The following is a 26,124-nucleotide window of genomic DNA, read 5'->3' on the forward strand; positions in this document are numbered from 1 at the left end:
TCACCGCCACGCCGGGGCGAAGTCGGGGAGGCAATGTCCTCAAGAGCGGGTGGCTGGTGCCGTTTTGTCCGGTGTGAGGCATCATCGGGCGTTCAGTGTTGCGGGGCTGCTGCTGGTCGCGGTGCTGTCCGGGGCGACCGGAAAGCCGTCGCCGCCGCCCGGGCCGCCCTTGCCCGGACCGCCCGCGGTGATCGAGCCGGGGGCGCCGCCGTCCACGTTGCCCACGTTGACTGGGCCGCCGTCGCTGCGGGAGCCGTCCGGGCGGTCGGTGACGCCGTCGGTGAGCGCGGCGCCTTCGGAACAGAGCGTTAAGGCGACCTCAAGCCCGAGCCCCGTCGCGAAGACCGGGACCAGCCGCCGGTCGACCGGATGGATCGGGCTCGGCGTGGTCGTCGTGGTGGCCGGAGCAGTCGCTTTCGTCGTACTGCGACGGCGCCGTCACGCCTAGTCGCGAATCGCGGGCCGTTTGGTCAGTGCGGGCCGCCGTTCGGCGAGTGAAGTCTTATCGGCGAAGCGCGTTTCCAGTAGCGTGCCCTTTCGTGCTCCTTAACGACCTTTCCGGCTACAGCGGGTCGCGGGGGCGCCGTCACCTTCACTCTTCGCATGCGCGCGTGTACGTCGCGTGTCTTCTGTGACGGGCAGGGGATGACGGTTGGCAGGCAGCGGCTCCTCCCGAGCGACGTACGGCGTCGAGCCCCGCGCGATCGGCGGCGGCGTCAGGGGCAGTGGCGGCGGTCGGCAGCGCCGGTCGGGCGCGCCTGACACGTCGGTCGCCGGGCACCGGCGCGGCGGCGCGGCCCGGCCCAGCCGGCTGCGGTCCGTCCGGACGCAGCTGATCACCCCGATCGTTGTCGCCATGATCGGTCTGGCGGCGTTGAGCACCGCCCAGGCCGACACGGCCACATCCGCCGCGGCGGACGCCGCCCGCGCCCGCACGCTGGCATCCACCGCGACGAGTGCGGTCAGCTTCGTCCACGAGCTCGAACGCGAGGTCGCCGAGACCGCGGCACTGCGGCAACGTGGCGGCAAGTCCGGCGTCTCCCTCGTCGTCGCCCAGCGGGGGCGCACCGACGAGGCCGCGAAGCGGTATCTCGCCGACAGCCGCGCAGCGGTCAAGTCCGTGCCGGCCCTGGAACGCGCGGTCCGGACGGTCAACGACATCTACAGCCGGCTCGGCGCGACCCGCGAGGCCGCCGACAACAACGCCCCGATCACGCTCATGGCGGATCCGGTGTACCGGCCGCTCGCCGAGGCGCTGCTCGCGATCGCTGACGCCGTACCGGCGCAGATCGCCGACATCGAGCTCGCCAACGCCGCCCGGGCGGTCGCGTCGGTCGCCGCCGTCGAGCACTTCGCGGCGCTGGAGCGGGACCTGCTGCGCGTGGTGTTCTCCCGCGGCGCGCTCGAGCCCGGCGACCTGGGCGCCATGTCGGAGCTTCGGGGCGCCCGTGACCAGCGGGTCGCGGAGTTCCAGCGGGCCGCGACGGGCACCGAACGCACCGTGTACGACGACGAGATCCGCGGCCTGGACGTCGACAAGGCCGACAAGCTCGCCGCCGCCGCCCGCAACGCGGAGAAGGACCCGGCAGGGCTGAAGGTCGACGCCGACACGTGGTTCGTCGCGCAGTCCGGCTTCATCCGGCGGCTCAACAACGTCAGCCTCGACCTGTCCGACCGGCTCGACGGGCGCGCCGAGCAGATCGCGGTCACCGCGCAGCGGCGCGCGTGGGCGACGCTCATCGGCACCGCCGTGATCGGTCTCGCCGCGCTCGCGATCGCGATCACGCTGGCCGTACGGACGGCGCGGCGGCTGCGCAGGCTGCGGGCGGCGGCGCTGACGGTCGCGCGCCAGGAACTGCCGGACGTGATCCATTCCGTGACGACCGGCGCGCCGCTGCCGACGGCGACTGCGGCCGCCGCGGCGACCCGGAGCATCGCCGCCACCAACGACGAGATCGGCCAGGTCGCCGACGCGTTCGCCACCGTCCACCGCACCGCGCTGCGGCTCGCCGGTGAGCAGGCCGAGCTGCGCGTCGACGTGTCCCGCATGGCCGAGGTACTGGCCCGCCGCATCCGCACCCTCATCACCCGGCAACTGCGCCTGCTGGACGAGTTCGAACGCGACGAGACCGACCCCGACGTGCTGGCCCGCCTGTTCGCCCTCGACCACATCGCGGCCCGCCTGCGCCGCAACGGCGAGAACCTGCTGGTCCTCTCCGGCGGCGAGCCGGGCCGCCCGGCGACGCAGGCGATCGGCATCGGCGCGGTCATCACGGCCGCGGCGTCGGAGATCGAGGACTTCCAGCGGGTCGAGGTCCAGCCCGCCGACCTGGCCATCACGGGTCCGGTGGTCGGCGACCTCGTGCACCTCCTGGCCGAACTCCTCGAGAACGCCACCACCTTCTCTCCGCCGACGCAGCAGGTGCGCGTCGATGCCCGGCCCACGGTCGACGGGGCGATCATCCGCGTCCACGACAGCGGGATCGGCATCGCGCCCCGGCGCCTCGCGGAGATCAACTCCCGGCTGGCGACGCCGACGACGCTGAGCAGCGCGGCGGCCGGCACGATGGGCCTGCACGTGGTGGCGCACCTCGCCGCCCGGCACCGGATCCGGGTCGAGCTGCACGCCACCGGCAGCGGCACGGTCGCCTACGTGGCACTGCCGCACCGGGCACTGGAGCGGATCAGCGCACTGCCGGTCGGGGCCACGTCGGTGGCCGCACCGGTGGCCGCACCGGTCTTCGCCGTGCCGGTGTCGTCCGTGCCGGTGTCGTCGGCGCCCGTCTCGGCCGTGCCCGTCTCCGCGTCGCCGACCTTCGGGCCGCCGCCGGTCGTCGTGCCGTCGACGGTCGGCGCACCACTCGGCCGCCCCCGGGTCCCGCAGCCCTACGTTCCGCACCAGCCGGTGACGCGGGTTCCGCAGCAGGTTTCGCCGCGCGTACACCAGCAGCAGCCAGATCCGTCCGGGCCGCCCGCACCGTGGTTCCGCCCGTATCTCAGCAGCGGTGGCGACACCCCCACGCCGCCCGTCTCGTCCGCCCCGCCCCCGCCTGCCCCCGGTGCCTGGCCGCCGCACCCGGGGGTCCTGTCCAGTGCCGGAGATGGCTCGATGGACGACCAACGCGACCTACCCCGCCGTCGCCCCGGAGCGCAGCTCGCGCCCGGTGTCACCGAACCACGGCAGCAGCCGGCCCGCGGCAGCTCGGTCGACCCGGAAGCCGTCAGAAGCCGGCTGTCCGCGTTCGCCGAGGGTGTCTCGGCCGCCGGCCGCCGCGCGAACAGCACCACCTCAGGACAGAAGGACCAATGATGGCGATGCCAGACGCTCAGAACCCGACCGGCGCGGGCCAGCTCGACTGGCTCATGGCCAGTTTCGCCCGGCAGGTCCCCGATGTCGCGCACGCGATCACCGTCTCCGGCGACGGCCTGCGCCTTGCCTGCTCCGCCGACCTGCCGGTGGACCAGGCCGACCACCTCTCCGCCGTGATCAGCGGCCTGGCCAGCCTCACCTTCGGCGCCGCCCGCGTCATGCAGGCCGGCCAGGTGCGCCAGACCATCGTCGACATGGACGGCGGCGTCATGATCGTCATGTCGGTCGGCGACCGCGCCCTGCTCGGGGTGCTCGCCGCCCCCGGCTGCGACCTCGGCCAGGTCGGCTATGAGACGGCGATGCTCGTCCACAGGGTCGCCGACGCGCTCGACCCCCTGCCGCGGGATGCGATGCTCAGGTGAGGCGTTTCGCGGCGGTACTGGCGCTGCTGACGACGCTCGCCGGTTGTGGCTCCACGGCAACGCCGCAGGCCGGCGCGGGTCTGTGGCACGGCGGGCGCATCTACATCGCGACCGGCAACACGACCGGCGTCTACTACCAGTTCGGCGGCGGCTACGCAGACCTGGTCACCAGGCACGTGCCGGGCTACGAGGCGCGTGCCGAGGCGACCGGCGCCTCCGCGGAGAACATCCAGCGCGTCGCGACCGGGGACATGGACGTCGCTTTCAGCATCGCCGACATCGCGGGGGACGCCGTCACCGGCAAGGGCGCCTTCGAGGGCCGGCCGCAGAAGGTCGTCGCGCTGGCCAGCCTGTACCACAGCTACGCCCAGGTGGTCGTGCGCACGAGCCTGCGCATCACCAAGTTCACCGACCTGCGCGGCAAACGGGTCTCCACCGGATCCGCCGGCTCGGGCGCCGACATCTTCGCCGGCCGGCTCCTGTTCGCCGGCGGGATCAACCCCGACACCGAGATCGTCCGGCAGCGGCTCTCCCTGCCCGAGACGACCAAGGGCATGCAGGCCGGGACCACCGACGCGCTCGTCTTCACCGGCGGCCTGCCCACGCCCGGCATCGCCGACCTGCTGGCCAGCGCTCCCGGGGAATACACCCTGCTGCCGCTGGCCGATCTGCTCAAGCCGCTCACGTTCCGGTACGGCGCCGTGTACGCCGCGGGCAAGCTCCCCAAAACGACCTACGAGACCCCCGCGGACGTCGACACGATCGTGATCGGCAACCTCCTGCTGGTCTCGCCCGACATGCCCGAACAGCTCGCGCACGACCTGACCAAGATCCTGTTCGACTATCAGATCGAGCTGAGCCGCGTCCACCCGGAAGGCGCCAACTATGACAAAGCGCGCGCTCTGGGCACCGAACCGGTGCCCCTCCACCCGGGTGCCGCAAGGTTCTACAGCAGCGGCTGACCGCCGACGTTATGGATCTCTCATTCGCCGGACGCGAGGAGGGTGATCATGCCCGTGGGCTGTCAAGATGACCCGGTGACCGCCACTGCACACGACCTCGTCCGCCTGGACGACATCCGCGACGCCGCCGCGCGGATCTCCGGCCTCGTGGTCCGCACGCCCCTGCTGCCGTGCCCCTGGGCCGACGAACTGTGGCTGAAGCCGGAAAGCCTCCAGCCGATCGGCGCGTTCAAGCTCCGCGGCGCGACGAACGCCCTGCACCGCCTCGACCTGGACCGCCGCCGCGCAGGCGTGGTCACCCACTCCTCCGGCAACCACGGCCAGGCCCTCGCCTACGCCGGCCGGGCCCTGGGCGTCCCCGTCACCGTCGTCATGCCCGACGTCTCCAACCCTCTCAAGATCGAGGCGACCCGCGGCTACGGCGCGGAGGTCCTCCTCGTCCCCCAGGCCGAACGGGAGACCGTGGCCAGTGGCCTGGTCGCCGAGCGGGGCCTCACCCTCATCCCGCCGTACGACCACCCCGACATCATCGCCGGCCAGGGCACCGTCGGCCTGGAGATCTTCGAGGACCTCTCCAACGTCGACGTGGTCGTCGTCCCCGTCGGCGGCGGCGGCCTCTCCTCCGGCGTCGCAACCGCGATCAAGGCCCTCGCCCCGCACGTCGCCGTGATCGGCGTCGAACCCGCCGTCGCCGCGGACGCCGCCGAGAGCCTCGCCGCCGGCGTCGTGCGCATCTGGCCCGAGCAGCGCATGCTGAGCACCATCGCCGACGGCCTGCGTACGCCGCTGTCCGAGCTGACCCTCGCGCACCTGAGCACCCACCTCGACGCGATCGTCACCGTCGCCGAGGACGAGATCCTCGACGCCGTGAAGGTCCTCGCCCGCCGCGGCCGCCTCATCACCGAACCGAGCGGCGCCGTCTCCACCGCCGCCGTCCTCCACCACCGCGACGAACTCCCCGCCGGCCGCACCGTCGCCGTCGTCAGCGGCGGCAACATCGACCCCCGCCTGGCCGCCAGCATCTTCGCCGACTGACAGTTATCCACAGCCTGTGGGTAACACCTGTGGGCATCCTCCCGGCGCAACCCCCTCACCCGGGCAATCCTCAGCAACACGCAGGTGGATCCGAGGTGTACTCCGCGCGGTTATCCACAGCCCCGTCCACAGTCATCCACAGGTTTCCGGTGGGTTATCCACAGCTGGGGACATCTCCCTGTGGATGACCGCTCTTCCATCCACAACCCCACACCACCGGCAAGATCAGCGTCCGCCGCATGCGGCTACGCCGCTGCCGCCGTTGTGCGGCGCCCCCGCCAGCGGACACGGGGAGGCGTGCCCGGATACCCGGACGGACCCACACCACACACCGACGTCGACCCGCCGCCGGTGTCGGCAAGCGGCGCGGCGTGCGGTTCTCCACCGTCCTGCACCGCGCCGGGATCCGTCCCGACGCGGTCGACGCCGCCGCCCTGTGCGGCACCGCCGGGCCCGGCGGTCAGAAGACCCGAACGGTGGTGCACGGACCCGCTGCCCTGCCAGGTCAGCCCGCCACATTCGCCACGGTGCCGATGCGCATGATCCGGAAGCGTCCTGCGAACCGGATCGCGGGACAACGTGGTGGATCGCTGTGGTCAGCGGACCAGCGATCCACCGGGTAGTCACGGGTCGCGGTCGGTTGGCGGGTGCGGTGGGGGTCACCTCGGCGCGGCGGTCACGGTGACCGCGCAACCTGTGATGGAAGCGTCGGCCGGCCGCCGCAGCGTCCAGGCGGCGGAACCGGGCGCACCGGCACCGCGACGGGCCATCCACCATCTCCCCGGACACGACCCGGGGGCGTGAACCGGCGGCCGAACGAGCACCAGCCCGGGTCGCCGGAGGGCGGTCCGGCCGACGGCAACCGCGTCCTCGTCACGGGCAACCCGCAGCCTGCCGATCGAACGATGCCGCCCACCGCAGCAGGACAGGCACAAGGGGCGGATCTACCCCTCGCAAACTCAGACGGCATGTCCCGACGCCAGACCCGTCATGCAAGCCGACCCCGACCCAGGCGAGGCGCCCAGGCCGGGCGTTCCCGGCCGAGGCCATGCCCAGGGCCGACCCGCGCGGGAGCCGACCTCAGCGAAGCTCGAAGGAAGGGCCGACACAGACGAAGGCGAAAGGTCCAAGCAACGGCCGGCCCGAAGCGCCGGCCCGATCGAAGGCCGACCCATGCGCCCGCCCAAGCGAAGGCGAAGCGGGCCGGCCCAAGCGGAGGTCCAAAGCAAGGGCCGACCCAAGCGAAAGCCGTAGCGAGGGCCGGCCCAAGCGGAGAACCGTCAGGCGAGGCCGACGCGGTCGAGGACCCAGGCGGTGACGAACGCCTCCTCGCGCCAGGCGTCATAGCGGCCGCTCGGGCCGCCGTGGCCTGCGCCCATTTCGGTTTTCAGCAGGACGTCGGAGCCGGGGGAGAGGCTGCGCAGGCGGGCGACCCACTTGGCCGGCTCGTGATACAGGACGCGGGTGTCGTTTAGGCTGGTCACGGCCAGGATCGCCGGATACGGACGGGCCGTGAGGTTCTCATACGGGGTGTAGGACTTCATGTACGAATACACCTCGGGGTCCGCGAGCGGATTGCCCCACTCCTCCCACTCGGTGACGGTGAGCGGCAGCGAGGGGTCGAGGATGGTGTTGAGGGCGTCGACGAAGGGGACCTGGGCGACGATGCCCGCGAAGGACTCCGGGGCGATGTTGGCCACGGCGCCCATGAGCAGGCCGCCGGCGGAGCCGCCGCGGGCGATGAGCTTGTCCGACGACGTCCAGCCGGCCTTGACCAGGTGCTCGGCGCAGGCGACGAAGTCGGTGAACGTGTTCTTCTTCGCCAGGAGCTTGCCCTCGTCATACCAGCGGCGGCCCATCTCGCCGCCGCCGCGGATGTGGGCTACGGCGAAGACGACGCCGCGGTCGAGCAGGGACAGGCGTGCGATGGAGAACCAGGGGTCCATCGAGGCCTCATAGGAGCCGTAGCCATACAGCACCGCGGGGGCAGAGCCGTCGCGGGCGGTGCCGGCGCGCGCCACGATCGAGATCGGGACGCGGGTGCCGTCCTCGGCGAGGGCCCACTCGCGGTGCTGCTCATAGCGGGACGGGTCGAACTCGCCCAGGACCGGCTTCTGCTTGCGCAGGGTCAGCTCGCCGCTGCCGAGGTCGCAGTCGAAGACCGAGTCGGGCGTGACGAGCGAGACGTAGTGCAGGCGGAACGACGTGGTGTCGTATTCGAGGTTGGCCTCGGGGCCCGCGGAGTAGATCGGCTCGGGGAAGGCGATGTCATAGGGCGCGGCGCCCTGCAGCGGCACGACGCGGATGCCGGTGAGCCCGTCGCGGCGCAGCGAGACGACCAGGTGGCCGGAGAACGCGTCGACGCCGAGCAAGCGGGTGCCCGGCTCGTGCTCGATGAGCGTCGTCCAGGCGCCGGGCGCGTCGACGGAGGTGTAGGACAGCGCGAAGTCCTCGGCCTCGTCGTTGTGCAGGATCAGGAACCGGTGGCCGTGGTGCTCCACCGAATACTCGATGCCCTGCCGGCGGGGCGCGATCGACCGGGGCGGGCCGGTCGGCGCGTCGGCCGGGATGACCAGGACCTCGCTGGTCATCTTGCTGTGGATGTCGATGAGGATGAAACGCTCGGAGCGGGTCAGGTCGACGCCGACCCAGAAGCGCTCGTCGGTCTCCTCGTGGACGATCACGTCCTCGCTGGAGGCGGTGCCCATCGTGTGCCGCCAGACCCGGTAGGGCCGCCACGCCTCGTCGACCGTGATGTAGAACAGGGTCGAGCCGTCACCGGACCAGGCGGAGCCGTAGAACGCGTCCTCGACGGCGTCGGGCAGCAGCTCGCCGGTGTCGAGGTCCTTGACCCGCATGGTGAAGCGCTCGTCGCCGGCGAAGTCGGTGCTATAGGCCAGCAGGCGGCTGTCGGGGCTGATGTCGAATGTGCCCAGCGCGAAGAACTCGGAGTCGCCGGCGAGCGCGTTTCCGTCGAGGAGGACCTGCTCGTCGGGCAGGGCGCCGCCGTCGCCGACCTCGGGCGGGGTGGTCTGACCGGCCGTCACCGGGACGCGGCAGTGGATCCCATACTGCTTGCCCTCTTCGGTGCGCGTGTAATACCAGAATCCGCCCTTGCGGGTCGGCACCGAGAGGTCCGTCTCCTTGGTGCGGGACTTGAGCTCGTTGAACGCCGTCTCGCGCAGGCTCTCCAGGTGTGCGGTGGCGGCGGTGGTGAACGCGTTCTCCGCTTCCAGATAGGCGACCGTGTCTGGGTCTTCCTTGTCCTGGAGCCAGAAATACTCGTCGACCACGGTGTCGCCGTGGTGCGTCCGCTCGTGCGGAACCTGCTTCGCCGTCGGCGGCTGAGCGCCCGTCACACCTGAAGTCACGCCCAGCACGTTACCCGCACCCCCCGACACTTTCCGGTGCGAAGCCCCCCTCAAGACACCCCACGAAAAAAGCAACCAAGCGGGGAACTCGGCAGTCTGTCCAGGTAGGAGAAAGCGGCGCCGGTACCGTCATGGTCTCGAAGTTCGGGCGAGCCCATGGAGGAGTGCGGTGCGGCGTCGCGGGGTGTTGCACATCGGGGTGGCGGGACTGGCAGCGATGCTGGTCCAAGCGTGCGCCGGGGAGTCGAAGGCACCTGAAGTGCGGGGCGGCACGGCGTCGGGCTCCTCCGGCGCGGTCCAACCGTCCTCCACATTCGACCCCTCGGCGTACGTGCCCGCCGCCGTGCCGATCGCAGAGCTCAAGAAGCTTTTCGGCTACGACGCCAAGGCGACCCTCAACGCCCAGCTCACCGACAAGCGGACCGGCGACGGCGTGATCCTCGAGGACATCACGTTCTCCGACACGCGCGGTCGCGAGGAGATCCCGGCGTACGTGGTGGGCCCGGAGCGGTTCACCGGACGGCTGCCCGCCGTGGTCTACGCGCACGGCGGCGACGGCAACCGCGACACCCTGCTGAAGGAGGCGATGGCGGTCGCCAGGCTGGGCGCGCTGGTGTGCGTGCCGGAGCTGCCGCTCACCCCGACGGGCGACCCCCTCGCGGACAGCAAGGCGGCCGCCGACTCGGTGGTCGCCCTGCGCCGGGCCTTCGACCTGCTGATCCGCCGCTCCGACTGCGACGGCTCACGGGTGGGCTTCGCCGGGCACAGCTGGGGCGCCGCCCAGGGTGCCGTCCTGTACGGCATCGACTCCCGCATCACCGCGACCGTGCTCGCGTCAGGGTTCAGCAGGTTCTCCCGGTGGCTGGTCAGGGAGAAGACCCCGCAGGACTGGCACGCCTACCTGGACGCATTGTCCCGCTTCGACGCGGTGCCGTACGTCGAAGTGACCGGTCGCAAGCCGATGCTGCTGCAGTTCGGCAGGCAGGACACCGAGACGACGGAGGCCGAGCGGGCCGAACTCGCCGGCGGTGTGGCCGGGCCCAAGGAACGCAAGGACTACGACACCGGCCACGACCTCGTCGGCTTCGAAGCGGCGAGCAGCGACCGGGTGATGTTCCTACGGAAGCAGTTGCGGCTCAAGTAAGGACCCATTACGCTTTCGAACAGATGTTCGATGTCGCGTGGTGCACCATGTGCATCTTTTCCTGCGCTCGATCATATTTGAACGCGTCGTTGGGAAAGCCTGAGTCATGCCCTCACCGGCGGATCCAGGCTTCCGCGAATCCCGCCGACGAGCACTTCCCCGTGTGGTCGTCTCGTCGGACGGTCCAGCTGGTGCTGGCCCGTGAGCAGGGAAGCGTGGGCAGCGGTGAGCGTGATCGAAGCGTTGGCGGAGGCGTGCGGGCCGGAGCACGTGTGGGAGGCCGGCCCCGCGGACAGGGTGGACGGCGTGCCGGCCGGCTGGGTGGTGGCACCCGGCACCGCCGAGGAGGTCTCCGGCGTCCTGCGCGCCGCGGCCGCCGCCGGACTGTCGGTCGTGCCGTCCGGCGCCGGCACCAAGCTCGACTGGGGACCGCCACCCACACACGTCGACGTCCTGATCGACCTCGGCCGCATGAGCGGCGTCCTCGACCACGCACCCGACGAACTCGTCGCGACCGTCGCCGCCGGCACCCCGATGCGGGCACTGCGGGCGCACCTGCTGCGCGAAGGCCAACGCATCGCCCTCGATGTCGCCTCGCCCGGCGCGACCCTCGGCGGCGTCCTCGCCACCAACGAGGCCGGCCCGCTGCGCCACCGCTTCGGCACGCCCCGCGACCTGGTCGCCGGCGTGCGGGTCGCCCTGGACGAGGGCAGCCTGGAGCGGCACGTCGACGGGCACGACCTGACCCGGCAGATCTGCGGGTCGTTCGGCACCCTCGGCGTGATCACCGAAGCGACCGTCCGGCTCGAGCCGATGCCCTCCGCACGCGCCTGGGTGGTCCGCCCGGTGTCCACGCCGCGAGAGGTGCACCAGCTGACGGAAGCACTCGTCGGATCGTCGCTCGGCGCGGCCGCCATCGAGGCCGACCTGCCCGGCGGGGGCGCCGGACGACCCGCTGAGATCGCCGCGCTCTTCGAGGGCAGCCGGGCCGGCAGCGCCGCCCGGGCCGAAGCGGCCGCACACTTACTCGGCGGCGGCGCCGCCGTCGAGCACGCGCCGCCGGACTGGTGGGGACGGTATCCGTTCGACGCCGACGACGTGGCGTTGAAGATCTGGGGGCAGCCGAGTGAACTGTTCGCCGTCGTCTACGCCCTCCGCGACGCCGCCGGCATCCCCGTGCCGGTCCGCGGCTCGGTCGGCGCCGGCATCGCCCACGTGGCGCTGCCCGGCGGGATCCCGGCCGAGCGGCTCGACGGCATGCTCAACGCCGCGCGGACCGTGCTGATGGCCCGCGGCGGCGGCGGTTGCACACTGCTGCGCGGCCCAGCCGACCTGCGCGAACTCGTCGAAACGTATGGTCCCGGCCGACTCACTGACGCGACCGTCCGGCTGAAGCTCGCCCTCGACCCCGAGGAGCGGATGGCGCCCGGCCGCCTGTCCACGTGCTAGCGCGACTTCTCCGTCCACACCACCAGCTGGTCGACGCCGTCGATTTCGGTGGTGTACTGCCGGGAAGCCACCTCGACGAAGCCGAAGCGCCTGTGCAGGGCGATCACCTGCTTGTTCCACGCCAGGGTGCGACCACCGACCGACGTGAGCTTCATCTCGTCGAACGCATAGGCGACCGCGGCCTTCTCCAGCTCCATCCACGCCGGCAGCAGCTCACCGCGCTCCTCGAGCCCGTCGACGTCGAGGAAGAACCCCCACTCGGCAGTGGCCGCCGCCTCGTCGTGGTCGTTGAACGTGACGACGCCGCAGTCATTGCCCTTGTACGAGAAGATCAGCGCCCGGCGGGACGGATCCGACTGGACCTTCGACCACCACTGTGCGTGACCCTCCGGGGTGATGAACGCGGTATAGATACTGGCCCCGCGGGTCTTCGGGTGATTGCGCCAGCGGCGGATGATCTCGACATCCGATTCGTCGGCTTCGCGCAGCACTCGGAAACCTCCCCAGGGTCGGCCGTGACTCATTGAAAGACCGGCCAACGGTACACTCGCACGCGGATGCCAGCCCGTCTTCCCGATCGAACAGGACCCTGAGCTGATGAGCAACCTCGATCGTCTTCGTGTCGCCTTCCGCACCGCGCTGGCGCTGCCAGAGGATTATGACGTCGACAAGCTTGAATACCGGGGCATCGAGAAATGGGACTCACTGGCGCACCTTTCCCTGGTCGGCGAGATCGAGGACGCGTTCGACGTGATGATCGACACCGACGAGGTGATCGACCTCAGCTCGTTCGGCAAGGCCGTGGAGATCCTCGGAAAGCACGACGTTGAGTTCTCCGGCTGACGGCAGGATCGCGCTCGTCACCGGATCCTCGCGAGGAATCGGTCGGGCCGTAGCGCGCAAGCTCGCTACCGAGGGTTACGAACTCGTCCTCCACGGCATGCGGGAGGGCTCGGCCAAGACCACGGCCGACGAGATCGCCGCCGACTTCGGCATCGACCCGCTCGTCGTGCACGGCGACGTCAGCGACGCCGCCGAGGTCAAGGCCATGCTGCGGCTCGTCTTCGAGCGCCACCGCCGCCTCGACGCCCTGGTCGTCAACGCCGGCGTCCACGAAGCCGGCCTGCTCGGCATGATGGGCGACGCCGCCGTCGAGCGGCTGTTCGCGGTCAACGCCGTCGGTGCCACCTACACGGTCAACGGCGCGGTCAAGCTCCTGCGGCGCGGCAACGCACCGTCGGTCGTCCTGCTGTCCTCCGTCATGGGCACCGCCGGCGCCGCCGGTCAGGTCGTCTACGGCGCGACCAAGGCAGCCGTCGCGGGGTTCGCCCGCGCCGCCGCGAAGGAGCTCGGACCCGCCGGCATCAGGGTCAACGCGGTCGCCCCCGGCTTCATCGCCACCGAGATGCTCGAATCCCTCGACGAGACCGGCCGCGCCGAGCGGGTCGCCGCGACCGCCCTGCGCCGCCTCGGCGAGCCCGAAGACGTCGCCGACGTGATCGCGTTCCTGCTCTCCGATGCGTCCAGGTTCGTCACCGGCCAGGTGATCGAAGTCGACGGTGGCCTGGTCGTATGACACGCCGTGATGAGTCACCTACGGAATTCATGATTGTTTTTTCGGGAGTGCTACGGTGAGGAAAATCCGCGTCCACCTCAACGGCACCAGTACGCCGCGGAGCTGACAGCATGACGCTGCTGCACCCTGACGCCAGGCTGATCGACGCGGCGACCGACGCCGAGCTCGGTGGCGTGCCGCTGCGCGAGGCCGTGCACGCCGCCGTCGCCGGTTTCGCCGAGCTCACGCCCGGTGTGGTGTTCCTGCGCACGCCGACCACCGTCGAGGCGATCGTCCGCTACATCGGCGCGTTCGAGGCGGGCCGTCCCCTCGCCCTGCTCGACCCGGGCCTGCCCGCCGAGATCCTCGCCGACTTCATCGAGCGCTTCGAGCCCGCGGCGGTGTGCGGCCCCCTGCCGGAGGACGCGCACAAGGGGTACACCCGCCGCGGCGAAGACCTGTGGGAACGCGACACGCCGTCGAGCACCGCACCGCACCCCGACCTCGCCACGCTCCTCGCGACGTCGGGCTCCACCGGCAGCCCGAAGCTGGTCCGGCTGTCGCGCGAGGCGATCCTGGCCAACACCACGTCGATCATCGAGGCACTCGGCATCACCGGCGCCGACGTCGCGGTGAGCAGCCTGCCGTTCTACTACAGCTTCGGCATGTCGGTGCTCAACACGCACCTCGCCGCCGGCGCGACCGTGGTCGTGGAGTCCGAAGGCCTGGTCGCGCGCTCGTTCTGGCCCGCGATCACGAAGCACGGGGTGACCTCGCTCGCGCTGGTGCCGTCGCAGTACGAGATGCTGCGCCGCCTGCGGTTCGACCCGCAGCGCTACCCGAGCCTGCGCACGCTGACCCAGGCCGGCGGCCGGTTGCGGGCCGAGCTCGTCCAGGACTTCCATGATCGGATGGCGGCCGTCGACGGCCGGCTGTTCGTCATGTACGGGCAGACCGAGGCCGCTCCCCGCCTGACCACCCTGCCGGCCGGACGGCTCGCCGAGAAGCCCGGCTCGGTCGGCCCCGCCGTGCCCGGCGGCACGATCACCGTCCGGCTCGAGGACGGCGCCGAGACCACCGCGCCCGGCGTCGTCGGCGAGGTGCTCTACCGCGGCCCCAACGTGATGATGGGCTACGCCGAGACCGCCGCCGACCTGGCCCGCGGCGACGACAACGGCGGCCTGCTGGAGACCGGCGACCTCGGCCACCTCGACGAGGACGGCTACCTGTTCATCGACGGCCGGCTCAAGCGCTTCGGCAAGGTGTTCGGCGTCCGGCTCAACCTCGACGACATCGAGCAACTGGCCGCCGCTACCGGGCCCGGCGCCGTCGCGGCGATCTCCGGCGACGACAAGATCATTATTTTCGTGGAGAGTGACGGCGACCTCGCACCGCGGGTCACCCGGCTCGCGGACCAGCTGAAACTGCACTGGACGGGCTTCGAGATGCGCGGCATCCCCGCGCTGCCGCTGCTCAGCAACGGCAAGGTCGACTACCGAGCGTTGGAGTCCGCACGATGAGCGTGTTCACCCTGCCGCAGCCCGACCGTGAGGCCCAGCTGCTGCCCCGCCTGGTCGAGCTGACCGAGCAGCACCGGGTGCGGGGCGCGGCATACGCCAACATCCTCGCCGCCACGGGTCACCAGCCCGGCCGCGACTACGCCAAGGTCAGTGACCTGCCCTGGCTGCCGGTCCGGCTGTTCAAGACCCACGAGCTCAGGAGCATCCCCGAGGACGAGGTCTTCAAGGTCCTGACCTCCAGCGGCACCACCGGCGACGTCAGCCGCATCTACCTGGACAAGGCCGCCGCGGCCGCGCAGACCAGGATGCTCGGTCAGACCCTCCAGGCCGTCCTCGGCCCGAAGCGGCTGCCGATGCTCATCGTCGACACGACCGCGATCATCAAGAACCGCCGCTCGTTCAGCGCCCGCGGCGCCGGCGTCCTCGGCATGATCACGTTCGGCCGTGACCACGTCTGGGCCCTCGACGAGGACAGCAAGCCCGACCTCGAAGCCGTCCGCGGGTTCCTCGCGAAGCACGGCGACAAGCCCTTCCTGGTCTTCGGCTTCACGTTCATGGTGTGGCTCTATCTGTACGAACTGGCGCGCGACAACGACCTCGACCTCAGCAACGGCATCCTGGTGCACTCCGGGGGCTGGAAGAAGCTGGTGGACCAGCAGGTCGACAACGCCGAGTTCCGCCGGGCGTTCCAGGCCGACACCGGGCTGACCCGCATCCACAACTTCTACGGCATGGTCGAGCAGATCGGCGTCGTCTACCTCGAAGGCCCCGACGGCAACTCGTTGTACTGCCCCGATTTCGCCGACGTCGTGATCCGCGACCCGGAGACGTGGGAGCCGCTGCCGCCCGGCAGGCCGGGGCTGGTCGAGGTGATCAGCACGCTGCCGGAGTCGTACCCGGGTCACGTCCTGCTCACCGAGGACATGGGCGTCATCAACGGCATCGACGACGGCGCCTGGCCGGGCAAGCGCTTCTCCATCCTGGGCCGGCTGCCCCGTGCCGAGGCCCGGGGCTGCAGCGACACGTTTGTGGGAGCATCGTGAAAAGCGTCTTTCCGGAAATTTCTGATATATCCGTTGAGCGGCTGCTGGCGGAGATCACCGACGAGCCCGTCGGCGGCCGGCTCACCGTCGGCGACGACCGGGTCCGGGACTTCCTGATCGCGTTCTCCCGGCGGCTGCTCAAGCCCGACCTCGCCCGCCGCCACCCCGAGCTCGGCTCGCTCGGCTTCTTCCTCCGCAAGGGCGAGCTGGCCCGCGCCGTCGAGCGCCTCGCCGACGGCGTCGCCGGGCAGCGCCGCGCCCCCCGCGGCCTGGTCCTGCACTTCCCCCCGGCCAACGTCGACACGATCTTCGTGTACTCGTGGGCGCTGTCCGCCCTCGCCGGCAACCACAACATCGTGCGGGTCTCCGCCCGGGCCGCCGGCGCCGCGCAGACCGTCCTCGAGGCGCTCAACGACGTCCTCGCCGACGCGCACCCCGCGATCGCGCAGACGCAGCGCATGATCACGTACGACCGCGACGACGCGACCACCGGTGCCCTCATCGCCGCCTGTGACCTGCGGGTCCTGTGGGGAGGCGACCACTCGGTCAACGAGCTCCGCAAGCACCCGATCCGGCCCCTCGCCCGCGACCTCGCCTTCCCGGACCGCTCCTCGTTCGCCGCGATCTCCGTCGCCGGCTGGCAGGCGTCGTCCCCGGAGCAGCGCGTGGCCGCGGTCGACGGATTCGCCAACGACCTGTACTGGTTCGACCAGGCCGCCTGCTCCTCGCCCCGCGACCTGTTCTGGGTCGGCGCCGCCGAGGACGTCGGTCAGGCCCGCGTCGAGTTCGACGAACTGCTCAGCGACGTCGTCGCGCGGCGCGGCTGGGGCGTCGACCCCGCGATGGCCGTCGAGAAGTACGTCGCCACGTACGGGCTCGCCGCCACCGGCGCCGCCACCAAGATCTCCTTCACCGGCAACGCCGTCGCCAACGTCTCCCTCGCGGGCCTCGACGACCTGCAGCGGCACTGGCTCGGCGCCGGCACCATCTGCCACGTCACCGTCGCCTCACTCGCCGAGCTCGCCCCGGCGATCCAGCGCAAGGATCAGACACTCAGCCAGTACGGATTCACCATGTCAGACCTCGACGACTTCGTCACCACGCTCGCCGGCCGCGGCATCGACCGGATCGTCCCGTTCGGCCAGGCGTTGACGTTCGCGGGCACGTGGGACGGGTTCAACCTGCTCCACGAGTTCACGCGCATCATCACGATCCAGGCCTGACGGAGTACTCTCGCCGTACACGTTTTTGTGAGGAGCTCCACAGCGTGTCATTGTCCGTCGTCGTTCCGTGCTACCGCTCCGCGCGTATCCTTCCGACGCTGGTGGAGCGGCTCAACGGCGTCCTGCCAGGCATCACCCCCGACCACGAGGTGATCCTGGTCGTCGACAGCACCGACAACACCTGGGACGTCGCCAGCCAGCTCGCCGGCAAGTATGAACACGTGCAGGCGATCCGCATGGCCCGCAACTACGGCCAGCACAACGCCCTCATCGCCGGCATCCGAGCCGCTTCCTTCGACCGCATCATCACCATGGACGACGACCTCCAGCACCCGCCGGAGGAGCTGCCCAAGCTCGTCGACGCCCTCACCGACGACCTCGACGTCGTCTACGCGGTGTCCGAGCAGGAGGAGCACGGTGCCTTCCGCAACCTCACCTCCTGGGGCGCGAAGACCCTCGTCATGGGCCGCACGATGGGCATCCCCAACGCCGACGTCCTCGGCGCCCTGCGCATCTTCCGCACGTTCCTGCGGGCCGGCTTCGACCAGGTCAGCGGCCCCCACGTCTCGGTGGACATCGTCCTGTCCTGGACCACCACGCGGGTCGGCTCCACGAGCGTCCGCATGGACCAGCGCTCGGAGGGCCGGTCCGGCTTCACGTTCCGTTCCCTGATGAAGCACGCCGTCAACATGATCCTCGGCTACTCGACGAAGCCGCTGCGGCTCGTCACGTACCTCGGCTTCCTGATCGGCATCTGCGGCCTGGTCCTCACGATCAGGCTCATCTGGCTGTACTTCAGCGGGGACACCACCGTGGCCGGCTTCACCACCGTCGCCTCCCTGGTCACCGTCTTCTCATCCGCGCAGCTCATCGGCATCGGCGTCCTGGGCGAATACCTGGGCCGCGTCCACGCCCACGGCATGGGCCGCCCCACGTACGTCATCCGCGAACACGTCAACAGCACCCGCCGCTGACCGGCTCGCACCGCCCTCCTCCGGTTTTTGTCGTACCGCGGTGGTAAACCTGAATCGGGCGATGGCCGTTGGTGGGCATCTGTTGCCGGGGGGATGAAGCATGGATTCACGGGCGATGGCGATTTCGGTTGGCACTGGCATCGCGACGACCTGGCTTACCGCCAAGGTGATGAAGGAATTGAAGCTGCCGGCGATAGCGAGCCCGATCGTCGGGGCCGCTGTCGCCATGGCGGTCAACAAGCTCGTTTCCCGGCTGCGCTGATGACACCCGGTTCGCCGCAGTGAGCATGGCAATGCGCTGCGGCGAGGTGTCAGCGTGGCAGCGGCAAGGCGGTCGCCGAGGGCGTGCGTGCCCCGTTGCTGGCGAGCGTCGGCTGTAGACACGTCCGATGATGTGCGGCAGCCCAGCGATGCGGACGCCCGCGTCGGTGTGCTCGCTGCTCAAGGCCCGATCGCCGCTGGTTTCGGCTCAACGCCCCACCCGGCTGCGGGATCAGAGCGGTGGGTCTGATCGGCAGGGGTCAGAGTGGTGGGATCAGCGGCGGAAGGCCCAGAGCTTGCTGAGCTGGTAGTTGATGAGGGGGGCGACGACGATCAGGATCGCCTGGGCGATGAGGACCGGGACGTTGAAGACCTCGACCAGCAGAGGCAGGCCGAGCCACGTGAACAGCAGCGCCCACAGGCAGATCAGGTAGAACTTGAAGAAGCCTGAAAGGACCGGGCCCTTCGACTGGAAGACGAAGTAGCGCTGGAGCGGGTAGGTGACGACACCGCAGAGGAAGTTGGCGATGACGGTGGGGACCAGGTAGTGCATCTGGTCCGGGGTGAGGAAGTAGACCTGGCCGTAGAAGTCGTCGGAGGTCAGCAGGTAGAGCGCGGTGTAGAAACCGTAATACGAAACCGCTGAGACGCCGCCGACCGCGAGATACCGCACGCGGCGGTCGTTGTAGAGCGCGATCACCGTCCGGGCGAGCCAGGACCGCGGCGCCTGCGACGCCGCTGCGGAAGGCGCGGCGGTCATCCGCGGGGGTGGAACGACTCGACGGCGGTGATGACGAGGTCGATGTCGGCTTCGGTCATGGCGCCGTACAGCGGAAGGCGCAGCAGCCGGTCGGCGACGTCCTCCGTGACGGGGCAGCCGTCGGGGCCCGTGCGGCCGAACTTGACGCCGGCTGGGGCGACGTGCAGGGGCTGGTAGTGGAAGGTGCCCAGGACGCCGTGGCCGAGGAGGTGCTTCAGCATGCGCTGCCGGCTGTCGAGGTCGGGCAGGAGCAGGTAATAGAGGTGCGCGGGCTGCTCGCGGTCGTCGGGGACGGTCGGCTGCGTGACGCCGTGCTCGACGGCCCACGTGGCGAGGCGCTGGTGATAGCTGTCCCAGATGTGGGCGCGGCGGCGCTGGATGTCGGTGAAGTGCTCCAGCTGCGCGGTGAGGAACGCGGCGAGCAGGTCCGACGGGAGGTAGGAGGAGCCGATGTCGATCCAGCGGTACTTGTCGACCATGCCGCGGAAGAACTGGCCGCGGTTGGTGCCCTTCTCGCGGATGATCTCGGCGCGCTCGTAGTAGGTGTCGTCGTTGAAGATGAGGGCGCCGCCCTCGCCGCACTGGACGTTCTTCGTCTCGTGGAAGCTCTGGGTGGCCATCGCGCCGATGGAGCCGAGCTTGCGGCCGCGGTAGGTGCCCCCGATGCCGTGGGCGTTGTCCTCGATGACGACGAGGCCGTGCTTGCGGGCGACCGCCTCGATCGTGTCCATCTCGACGGCGACGCCGGCGTAGTGCACGACGACGATGGCCTTGGTGCGGGCGGTGACGGCGGCCTCGACCTGGCGCTCGTCGAGGTTGAGCGTGTCGGGGCGGCAGTCGACGAAGACCGGCACGGCACCGCGCAGCGCGTAGGCGTTGGCGGTGGAGCAGAACGTGAACGAGGGGACGATGACCTCGTCGCCCGGCTCGAGGTCCAGCAGCAGCGCGGTCATGTCCAGCGCGTGCGTGCAGGAGGTGGTCAGCAGCGTGTGCCTCGCGCCCAGGATCTCCGTGAGCAGCGCGCTCGCACGCTTGGTGAAGGGCCCGTCCCCGGTGAGCGGTCCACTCGTCATCGCCTGCTGCATGTAGCCGGTCTCGTCACCGGTCAGATAGGCCCTGTTGAATGGAACTGCGAGTTGGTTCGTGGGGGTCACTGCTGGAGCCTACCTAACGGTGTGGGTCATGCCGACGGCAGTTCATACACCACAGCGACCCCCGACCGATAACGTTCGGTAGCGAAGGCCGACAACTGTGGCGAAACATTGTTCTGGCTTTCGTCAACGAACAGCCAGCGTACCCCGTAGCGGTCGCGCAACAGTCCTACCGTTTGGGGTGACGGGTTGCTGAACGCTGCGTCATTGTCGGCGAGGATCTCGGGGCGCCAGTAGGGCACGTAGCCGACCCAGGTCTTGAGCCTCGCGGCCTCGACGTGCGCGGTCGTGGTGAAGCCCCAGCCCTCCACCAGCATGCGGCGTTCGCTGTAGGCGGTCATCGAGAAGTGAAGATCCGTGCAGTCCTTGTTCCACCGCTGGCAGTGCGCGTTGGTGGCGACGAGGTCGTCGGGGTCGGAGTGGTCGCGCAGCCAGCGGCCGGCCTCCAGGACGCCGTCGGAGACGATCTGCTCGCCCTTGACGACGTTCTTCCAGCCGACGTGTGTCGAGTCCCACAGGATCCTGTAGTAGTTCTGGAAGCTGGTGTTGATCCCATACCCCGCGAGGAGTGCCACGACCAGGGCGACGACCATCCCCCGGACGGCCGGGATCCGGCGGCGGGCCAGCAGCAGCCCGGCGGCGACCAGGGCGGCGACGACGGCGAGCGCCGCGTAGGGCAGGACGATGTCGCGGGTCAGCGCCGCATAGGAGCCGGTGTTGGCGATGTTGGGCACGTCGCCGCGGCCGGTGATCTGGATCGCCTGGGTGACCGCCATGCCGAGCACGACGAACCCGGCGAGGGCCCACGCCCGGCGGGCGGTCAGCCGGCCCGCGGGCAGCAGCGAATAGAGACCGACGATCGCGGCGACCGCGAGATAGGGCCGGGCGGCCTCGATGAAGAACCGCTGGCTGTCACCGGACTGGCCGGTCAGGATCGTCGCGCCGGCGCCGGCGACCCCGATGCCGATCATGGTGACGACGCCGGGCTCCGGCAGGCGGCGGCGCAGCAGCCCGGCGAGCCCCGCCCAGATGCACACCCAGCAGAAGAACAGCAGCACCGCCAGGACCGCCATGCGGCCGGCGACCTCGCCCGTGGCATAGCCGGTGCTGGTGCCGAGCGCGCCGGTGACGAGCGTGAAGAACGGCTTGAGCTCGGTGCCCTGGCTGGTGCCGCCGAAGAGCACGATCTGCGAGAAGACCAGGGCGCCGAACGTGATGCCGAGCCCGATCAGCGCGCCGCGGTGCAGGGTGCGGTGGAAGACCAGCTCGACGCCGACGACCAGCAGCAGGCCGCACAGCAGCAGCGGCAGATAGGTGGCCTTGGCGCCCATGAGGCCGGCCAGCAGGACCGTGAAGAAGACCCAGCCGCGCAGGTCGCGCCACTCCCGCAGACGGTCGACGAGCACGATCGTCAGCGGCACCATGAGCAGCGCGCCGAAGGTCTGCGTCGGGCCGCTCCACACGGTGAGCCGCAGCGACGAGCCGTCCTCCAGGGTGCTGAACGCGAGGTTCGTGTAGAACTCCCAGGTCACCCACTGATACGGGTTGGGCGACAACACGAACAGGGTCAGCACGCTCGCCGCGACGCCGCTCCACCAGCCGCCGGTGACCTTGCGGGCCAGCACGGCGACGAGCACGGCGAAGGCCATCAGCATCGGCAGCACCGACAGGCGCAGCAGCAGGACCTGTGGCTCGATCCCGGTCACCCAGCTGGTGGCGGCCATCTCGGGATAGACGAACCAGTGATACCAGAGCGGCTCGTCGGTGATCCACGGGACCATCATCGGCATGTGGTGCTTCGCCTCGCCGACCAGCGCGAGGTGGAAGGTCGAGTCGGTGTCCGGCGTCGAGTTGTACGGATACCGCAACCCATACAGCCGGTAGAACTTGAAGCTCCACAGCAGCGTCATGCCGGCGATCAGCGTCAGCATCCAGCGCCACAGCAGCGGCGGGACGGGCGCGTCGGCGGCGCTGCGCCAGAACCGGCGCAGCGACGGCACCAGCAGGAACACCGCGACGGTGCCGATCGGCCAGGCCAGGACCAGCAGCGGCAGCCCGAGGAAGCGGGCGCCGATGTAGACGAAGACCTCACCGATGTAGCCGAGGGCGAGCCCGGCCGCGACGTCGGCGACGAAGAACCCGCCGCCGCGGCTGAGGAACCGCCACCACAGCGTGCCCGGCAGCGCGACGCCGGCCGCCAGATACAGCGTGAACACGACCGTCGTGGCGGGCGGGACCTCGAAGAACCACAGGGCGGCGGTGGTCGCGACCCACAGCAGCGCGGGCGGCAGCCAGCCCGAGGTCAGCACGCGCCACCGGCGGGTGACCGACGGCTCCGCGGCAGGGCCGGTCACGCTGTGCGAGGTGGCGGTCTGCACGGTCTGGCCCCCCGAAACGATGGTTTTGGCGCTGAGCAGGTTACCTGACGGTCCCGGTCAGATGTGGTCTGCCGGAACGCCCATCATGCACCCCGAAATCCCACCCGCTACCCTGCGCGACCGCGCTGAAGCCGACCGTGGCGGGCAGCAGGATCGGCAGCTTGAAGGCCGCGTCGACGGTGTACGTGCCGGGCAGCCGCCCCTCCAGCGCGGCGAGGCAGCGGGCCTTCGTCCACATGCCGTGCGCGATCGTGCGCGGGAACCCGAACACCTTCGCCAGGACCCGTGACGTGTGGATCGGGTTCCGGTCCCCGGACACGGCCGCGTAGTCACCGCCGACCCGCCGCGGCACCCGCCACACAGCATGCTGCGAAGGCGCGGCGGACGGGACACCCGGCGAGGAGGAGCGGACGGTGCGCCGCAGATACGTCGACGTGGACGACCACACGAGCGCGCCGTCGATCATGGCTGTCGCGACGATGTCCAGCTGCGTGCCCTTGTCGTGAGGGCGCAGGGCGTCAGCTCGTACCGACACCTCGAAGGCGGCAGAGGACGGCAGAGGACCGTGGACCTCGGCACGGTTTCGCACGTGGATCAGCCCGAGCAGCGGGAACGGGAAGTCCCGACCCGTCATCAGCGCCATGGCCAGGGGAAACGCCACGACGTGCAGATAGGTGGCGGGCAGCTCGTCGCGCAGCCGGAAGCCGCAGACCCGGTTGTATCCGGCCAGGTGGGCACGGTCGACGGTGACCCCGCCGACCGTGAGCGCACCCGTCGGCAGCGCGGGGTCCGCCGCGACCCCGCGCCGCAGCGCCGCGGCCCGGTACAAGGGCCCCAGGCGGGGCATCCGCTCCAGGTCAGGCACCGAGCAGGCTCTGTCCGCAGACCCGCACGACGTTGCCGGTGACCCCACCCGAGGCGGGGTGCGCCAGCCACGCGATCGTCTCGGCGACGTCGATCGGCAGCCCGCCCTGCGACATGCTGTTCATGCGGCGGCCCGCCTCACGGATGAACATGGGCATGGTGGCGGTCATCTTCGTCTCGATGAAGCCGGGCGCGACCGCGTTGAGGGTCAGGCCGGCTGCGGCGAGCGCCGGGGCGTGCGCCTGGACGAGCCCGATGACGCCCGCCTTCGACGTGGCGTAGTTGGTCTGCCCGCGGTTGCCGGCGATGCCGGACACGGAGGAGACCGCGACGATCCGGCCGTTGCCGCCGAGCAGGTTCTCGGCGAGCAGCACCTCGTTGATCCGCTCCTGGCTGCCGAGGTTGACGTCGAGCACCGACTGCCACTGGCCGGCGTCCATCTTGCCGAGCGTCTTGTCGCGGGTGATCCCGGCGTTGTGCACGAAGATGTCGGCATGCACGTGCCGGGTCGCGATGAAGTCCGCGAGGCGGCGCGGCGCGTCGTCCGCGGTCAGGTCGAGCTGCAGGGCGGTGCCCTTGAGCTCGTTGGCGACCCTGCTCAGATCCTCGCCGGCGGCGGGCACGTCGAGGCAGACCACGTGCGCGCCGTCGCGGGTGAGCACCGCGGCGATCGCGGCGCCGATGCCCCTGGCGGCGCCGGTCACGATGGCGGTCTTGCCGACGAGCGGCTGGTCCCAGTCCTCGGGCACGTCGATCGCGGCCGGCCCGACCCGGATGATCTGGCCCGACACGTACGCCGACCGCCCGGAGAGCAGGAAGCGCAGCGTCGACTCGATCGCCTCCTCGGCGCCGGGCGCGACATAGACCAGCTGTGCGGTGCCGCCGCGGCCGATCTCCTTGCCGACGGACCGGACGAAGCCCTCCAGGGCCCGCTGGGCGGTGGCCTCGCGCGCGTCCGCGCACAGCTCGGGCTGGCTGCCCAGGACGATCACCCGGCCGCTTCCGCGCAGGGTGCGGATGAGCGGATGGAAGAAGTCGTACAGGGTGCGCAGGCCGTCCGTGCCGACGATGGCGGTGGCGTCGAACACGAGCGCCGCGGTGGGTCCCTCCAGTGGTGCGCCGAGCTTCTCCAGGAGCTTGCGGACCGGCTCGACCAGGCGGCCGCCGCCGCTGACGACGACCTGTCCGTCGATGAGTGGTGCATCCGGATCGTGCCGCCGCAGTTTCGGCGGGTCGGGCAGGCCGAGCCGTCTGATGAAGAACTTCCCGGCGCCCGAGTGGGCGAAGTTGGCGTAGCGATCGGTCATTGCAGTGCCTCCCCAGTCACAACAAACGCGCTAACCTACTCGCGAGTAGGATAGCGCCAGGCTGCCCTGCCGCACTGAAGGAGACTGCGATGGCCCCCGAAATGACCACGGAACGAGTGGCGATCGTCGGCGGTAATCGCATCCCCTTCGCACGCTCGGGCAGTGCCTACGCCATTGCATCAAACCAGGACATGCTGACTGCCGCTATAGATGGACTGGTGGCGCGGTTCGGCCTGGCCGGGGAGCGACTCGGCGAGGTCGCGGCGGGTGCGGTGCTCAAACACAGCCGCGATTTCAACCTGACGCGTGAATCCGTGCTCGGCTCCCGCCTCGACCCACGGACTCCCGCGTATGACGTCCAGCAGGCCTGCGGAACCGGTCTCGAGGCGGCGATCCTCGTCGCCAACAAGATCGCCCTCGGCCAGATCGGGTCCGGCATCGCCGGCGGCGTCGACACCACCTCCGACGCGCCCCTCGGCGTCAACGAGGACATGCGGCGGGTGTTCATGGAGCTCAACCGGGCCCGCTCGCTCGGCGCCAGGCTCCGCGCCGTCAGCAAGCTCCGCCCCACCCAGCTCAAACCGGACATCCCGCGCAACTCCGAGCCCCGGACCGGGCTGTCGATGGGCGACTCGGCGGCGCTGACCGCGCTGGAGTTCGGGATCACCCGCGCGGCGCAGGACGAGCTGGCGCTCGCCTCGCACCTGCAGTTGGCCGCCGCCTACGAGCGCGGTTTCTTCGACGACCTGATCACGCCGTACCTCGGCCTCCAACGCGACCAGAACCTGCGGCCCGACACGTCGCTGGAGCGGCTCGGCACCCTGAAGCCCGTCTTCGGCCGTGGAGCGTCGGCGACGATGACGGCCGGCAACTCCTCACCCTTGACCGATGGCGCCGCTGTGGTACTGCTGGCGAGCGAGTCCTGGGCCGCGGCGCGCAACCTGCCCGTCCTCGCCTATTTCGACACCGCGGAGACGGCGGCGGTCGACTTCGTCCACGGCGGCGACGGCCTGCTCATGGCGCCGACCTATGCGGTGCCCCGGATGCTCGCCCGCGCCGGGCTGAAGCTGCAGGACTTCGACTTCTACGAGATCCACGAGGCCTTCGCCTCGCAGGTCCTCGCCACGCTGAAGGCCTGGGAGGACCCCGCGTTCTGCAAGGAGCGCCTCGGCCTCGACGAGCCTCTCGGCGCGATCGACCGCTCCCGGCTCAACGTCAACGGCTCGTCCCTCGCGGCCGGCCACCCCTTCGCCGCGACCGGCGGCCGGATCGTCGCGACCCTGGCCAAGCTGCTCGCCGGGCGCGGCTCCGGCCGTGGCCTCATCTCCATCTGCGCCGCGGGTGGTCAAGGGGTGACCGCGATCCTTTCGAGGTGAGCGCGGCCGTGGATTCACC

Annotated in this window: 22 protein-coding genes; 14 read left to right on the top strand and 8 right to left on the bottom strand. The window is 70.5% G+C overall.

Annotated elements, in window-relative coordinates:
• Positions 1–81: 81 nt before the first annotated feature.
• On the bottom strand, positions 82–225 hold the full coding sequence (locus ABZS58_RS09060) for a hypothetical protein (RefSeq protein ID WP_354779260.1): 144 nt from the start codon (positions 223–225) through the stop codon (positions 82–84).
• 427 nt (positions 226–652) lie between these two features.
• On the opposite strand from ABZS58_RS09060, the gene ABZS58_RS09065 reads away from it, so the two are divergent.
• The 4 genes from ABZS58_RS09065 to ABZS58_RS09080 all read left to right on the top strand — a co-directional run bounded on the left by ABZS58_RS09065 (position 653) and on the right by ABZS58_RS09080 (position 5,729).
• Entirely contained in the window at positions 653–3,310 is a 2,658-nt protein-coding gene (locus ABZS58_RS09065) for a sensor histidine kinase (protein WP_354779262.1), read from the top strand.
• 5 nt (positions 3,311–3,315) lie between these two features.
• Positions 3,316–3,732 carry a roadblock/LC7 domain-containing protein gene (locus ABZS58_RS09070; protein WP_203848489.1) on the top strand — a complete coding sequence of 139 codons (417 nt, stop codon included), beginning with the start codon at positions 3,316–3,318 and terminating at the stop codon, positions 3,730–3,732.
• A complete protein-coding gene (locus tag ABZS58_RS09075; protein WP_354779265.1) occupies positions 3,729–4,694 on the top strand; it encodes a TAXI family TRAP transporter solute-binding subunit in 966 nt (321 codons plus the stop codon). Before ABZS58_RS09070 ends, ABZS58_RS09075 begins: the two co-directional genes overlap by 4 nt.
• Before the next feature lie 75 nt (positions 4,695–4,769).
• The gene (locus ABZS58_RS09080) at positions 4,770–5,729 is read left to right on the top strand and encodes a threonine/serine dehydratase (RefSeq protein ID WP_354779267.1); all 960 of its coding nucleotides are present in this window, start codon (positions 4,770–4,772) and stop codon (positions 5,727–5,729) included.
• 1,280 nt (positions 5,730–7,009) lie between these two features.
• Here ABZS58_RS09080 and ABZS58_RS09085 read toward each other — a convergent pair.
• Positions 7,010–9,088, bottom strand: coding sequence for a S9 family peptidase (locus ABZS58_RS09085; protein WP_354779697.1), 2,079 nt, complete (start codon positions 9,086–9,088; stop codon positions 7,010–7,012).
• A gap of 229 nt (positions 9,089–9,317) precedes the next feature.
• Between ABZS58_RS09085 and ABZS58_RS09090 the strand changes: the two genes are divergently transcribed.
• Together ABZS58_RS09090 and ABZS58_RS09095 are read left to right on the top strand one after the other, a co-directional pair.
• Positions 9,318–10,244 carry a hypothetical protein gene (locus ABZS58_RS09090; protein ID WP_354779269.1) on the top strand — a complete coding sequence of 309 codons (927 nt, stop codon included), beginning with the start codon at positions 9,318–9,320 and terminating at the stop codon, positions 10,242–10,244.
• Between the two features lie 225 nt (positions 10,245–10,469).
• Complete coding sequence (locus ABZS58_RS09095; RefSeq protein ID WP_354779271.1) at positions 10,470–11,693, top strand: FAD-binding oxidoreductase; 1,224 nt, start codon at positions 10,470–10,472, stop codon at positions 11,691–11,693.
• Here the strand turns inward: ABZS58_RS09095 and ABZS58_RS09100 are convergent.
• Positions 11,690–12,184 carry a GNAT family N-acetyltransferase gene (locus ABZS58_RS09100; protein WP_354779273.1) on the bottom strand — a complete coding sequence of 165 codons (495 nt, stop codon included), beginning with the start codon at positions 12,182–12,184 and terminating at the stop codon, positions 11,690–11,692. The genes ABZS58_RS09095 and ABZS58_RS09100 overlap by 4 nt on opposite strands.
• A gap of 106 nt (positions 12,185–12,290) precedes the next feature.
• Here ABZS58_RS09100 and ABZS58_RS09105 point away from each other — a divergent pair, with 106 nt between their 5' ends.
• The 7 genes from ABZS58_RS09105 to ABZS58_RS09135 all read left to right on the top strand — a co-directional run bounded on the left by ABZS58_RS09105 (position 12,291) and on the right by ABZS58_RS09135 (position 18,270).
• A complete protein-coding gene (locus ABZS58_RS09105) occupies positions 12,291–12,536 on the top strand; it encodes an acyl carrier protein (protein ID WP_354779275.1) in 246 nt (81 codons plus the stop codon).
• Positions 12,520–13,269 carry an SDR family NAD(P)-dependent oxidoreductase gene (locus ABZS58_RS09110; protein WP_354779277.1) on the top strand — a complete coding sequence of 250 codons (750 nt, stop codon included), beginning with the start codon at positions 12,520–12,522 and terminating at the stop codon, positions 13,267–13,269. The genes ABZS58_RS09105 and ABZS58_RS09110 overlap by 17 nt, the downstream gene beginning before the upstream one ends.
• A gap of 110 nt (positions 13,270–13,379) precedes the next feature.
• The gene (locus tag ABZS58_RS09115) at positions 13,380–14,768 is read left to right on the top strand and encodes an AMP-binding protein (RefSeq protein ID WP_354779278.1); all 1,389 of its coding nucleotides are present in this window, start codon (positions 13,380–13,382) and stop codon (positions 14,766–14,768) included.
• Positions 14,765–15,811, top strand: a complete 1,047-nt coding sequence (locus ABZS58_RS09120; RefSeq protein WP_354779280.1) for an acyl-protein synthetase — start codon at positions 14,765–14,767, stop codon at positions 15,809–15,811. Before ABZS58_RS09115 ends, ABZS58_RS09120 begins: the two co-directional genes overlap by 4 nt.
• Before the next feature lie 26 nt (positions 15,812–15,837).
• On the top strand, positions 15,838–17,034 hold the full coding sequence (locus ABZS58_RS09125) for an acyl-CoA reductase (RefSeq protein WP_354779699.1): 1,197 nt from the start codon (positions 15,838–15,840) through the stop codon (positions 17,032–17,034).
• Positions 17,035–17,078: 44 nt separating this feature from the next.
• Entirely contained in the window at positions 17,079–18,008 is a 930-nt protein-coding gene (locus ABZS58_RS09130; protein ID WP_354779282.1) for a glycosyltransferase family 2 protein, read from the top strand.
• Between the two features lie 100 nt (positions 18,009–18,108).
• The gene (locus tag ABZS58_RS09135; protein ID WP_354779284.1) at positions 18,109–18,270 is read left to right on the top strand and encodes a hypothetical protein; all 162 of its coding nucleotides are present in this window, start codon (positions 18,109–18,111) and stop codon (positions 18,268–18,270) included.
• 273 nt (positions 18,271–18,543) lie between these two features.
• Here the strand turns inward: ABZS58_RS09135 and ABZS58_RS09140 are convergent, their stop codons facing one another.
• Genes ABZS58_RS09140 through ABZS58_RS09160 form a run of 5 tightly spaced genes read right to left on the bottom strand, consistent with a single transcriptional unit; the run spans position 18,544 to position 24,729 of the window.
• Positions 18,544–19,029 (bottom strand): GtrA family protein, encoded by a 486-nt coding sequence (locus ABZS58_RS09140; protein WP_354779286.1) that lies wholly within the window; start codon positions 19,027–19,029, stop codon positions 18,544–18,546.
• The gene (rffA, locus tag ABZS58_RS09145) at positions 19,026–20,183 is read right to left on the bottom strand and encodes a dTDP-4-amino-4,6-dideoxygalactose transaminase (protein ID WP_354779288.1); all 1,158 of its coding nucleotides are present in this window, start codon (positions 20,181–20,183) and stop codon (positions 19,026–19,028) included. The genes ABZS58_RS09140 and rffA overlap by 4 nt, the downstream gene beginning before the upstream one ends.
• 26 nt (positions 20,184–20,209) lie before the next feature.
• Complete coding sequence (locus ABZS58_RS09150) at positions 20,210–22,558, bottom strand: hypothetical protein (RefSeq protein WP_354779290.1); 2,349 nt, start codon at positions 22,556–22,558, stop codon at positions 20,210–20,212.
• A gap of 40 nt (positions 22,559–22,598) precedes the next feature.
• Entirely contained in the window at positions 22,599–23,423 is an 825-nt protein-coding gene (locus ABZS58_RS09155; RefSeq protein WP_354779292.1) for a MaoC/PaaZ C-terminal domain-containing protein, read from the bottom strand.
• Entirely contained in the window at positions 23,416–24,729 is a 1,314-nt protein-coding gene (locus ABZS58_RS09160; RefSeq protein ID WP_354779294.1) for a 3-oxoacyl-ACP reductase, read from the bottom strand. Before ABZS58_RS09160 ends, ABZS58_RS09155 begins: the two co-directional genes overlap by 8 nt.
• Positions 24,730–24,830: 101 nt before the next feature.
• On the opposite strand from ABZS58_RS09160, the gene ABZS58_RS09165 reads away from it, so the two are divergent.
• A complete protein-coding gene (locus ABZS58_RS09165) occupies positions 24,831–26,105 on the top strand; it encodes an acetyl-CoA C-acetyltransferase (RefSeq protein ID WP_354779296.1) in 1,275 nt (424 codons plus the stop codon).
• The last annotated feature ends 19 nt before the right edge of the window (positions 26,106–26,124 follow it).

Source organism: Dactylosporangium sp. NPDC005555 (assembly GCF_040605635.1).
Classification (GTDB): Bacteria; Actinomycetota; Actinomycetes; order Mycobacteriales; family Micromonosporaceae; genus Dactylosporangium.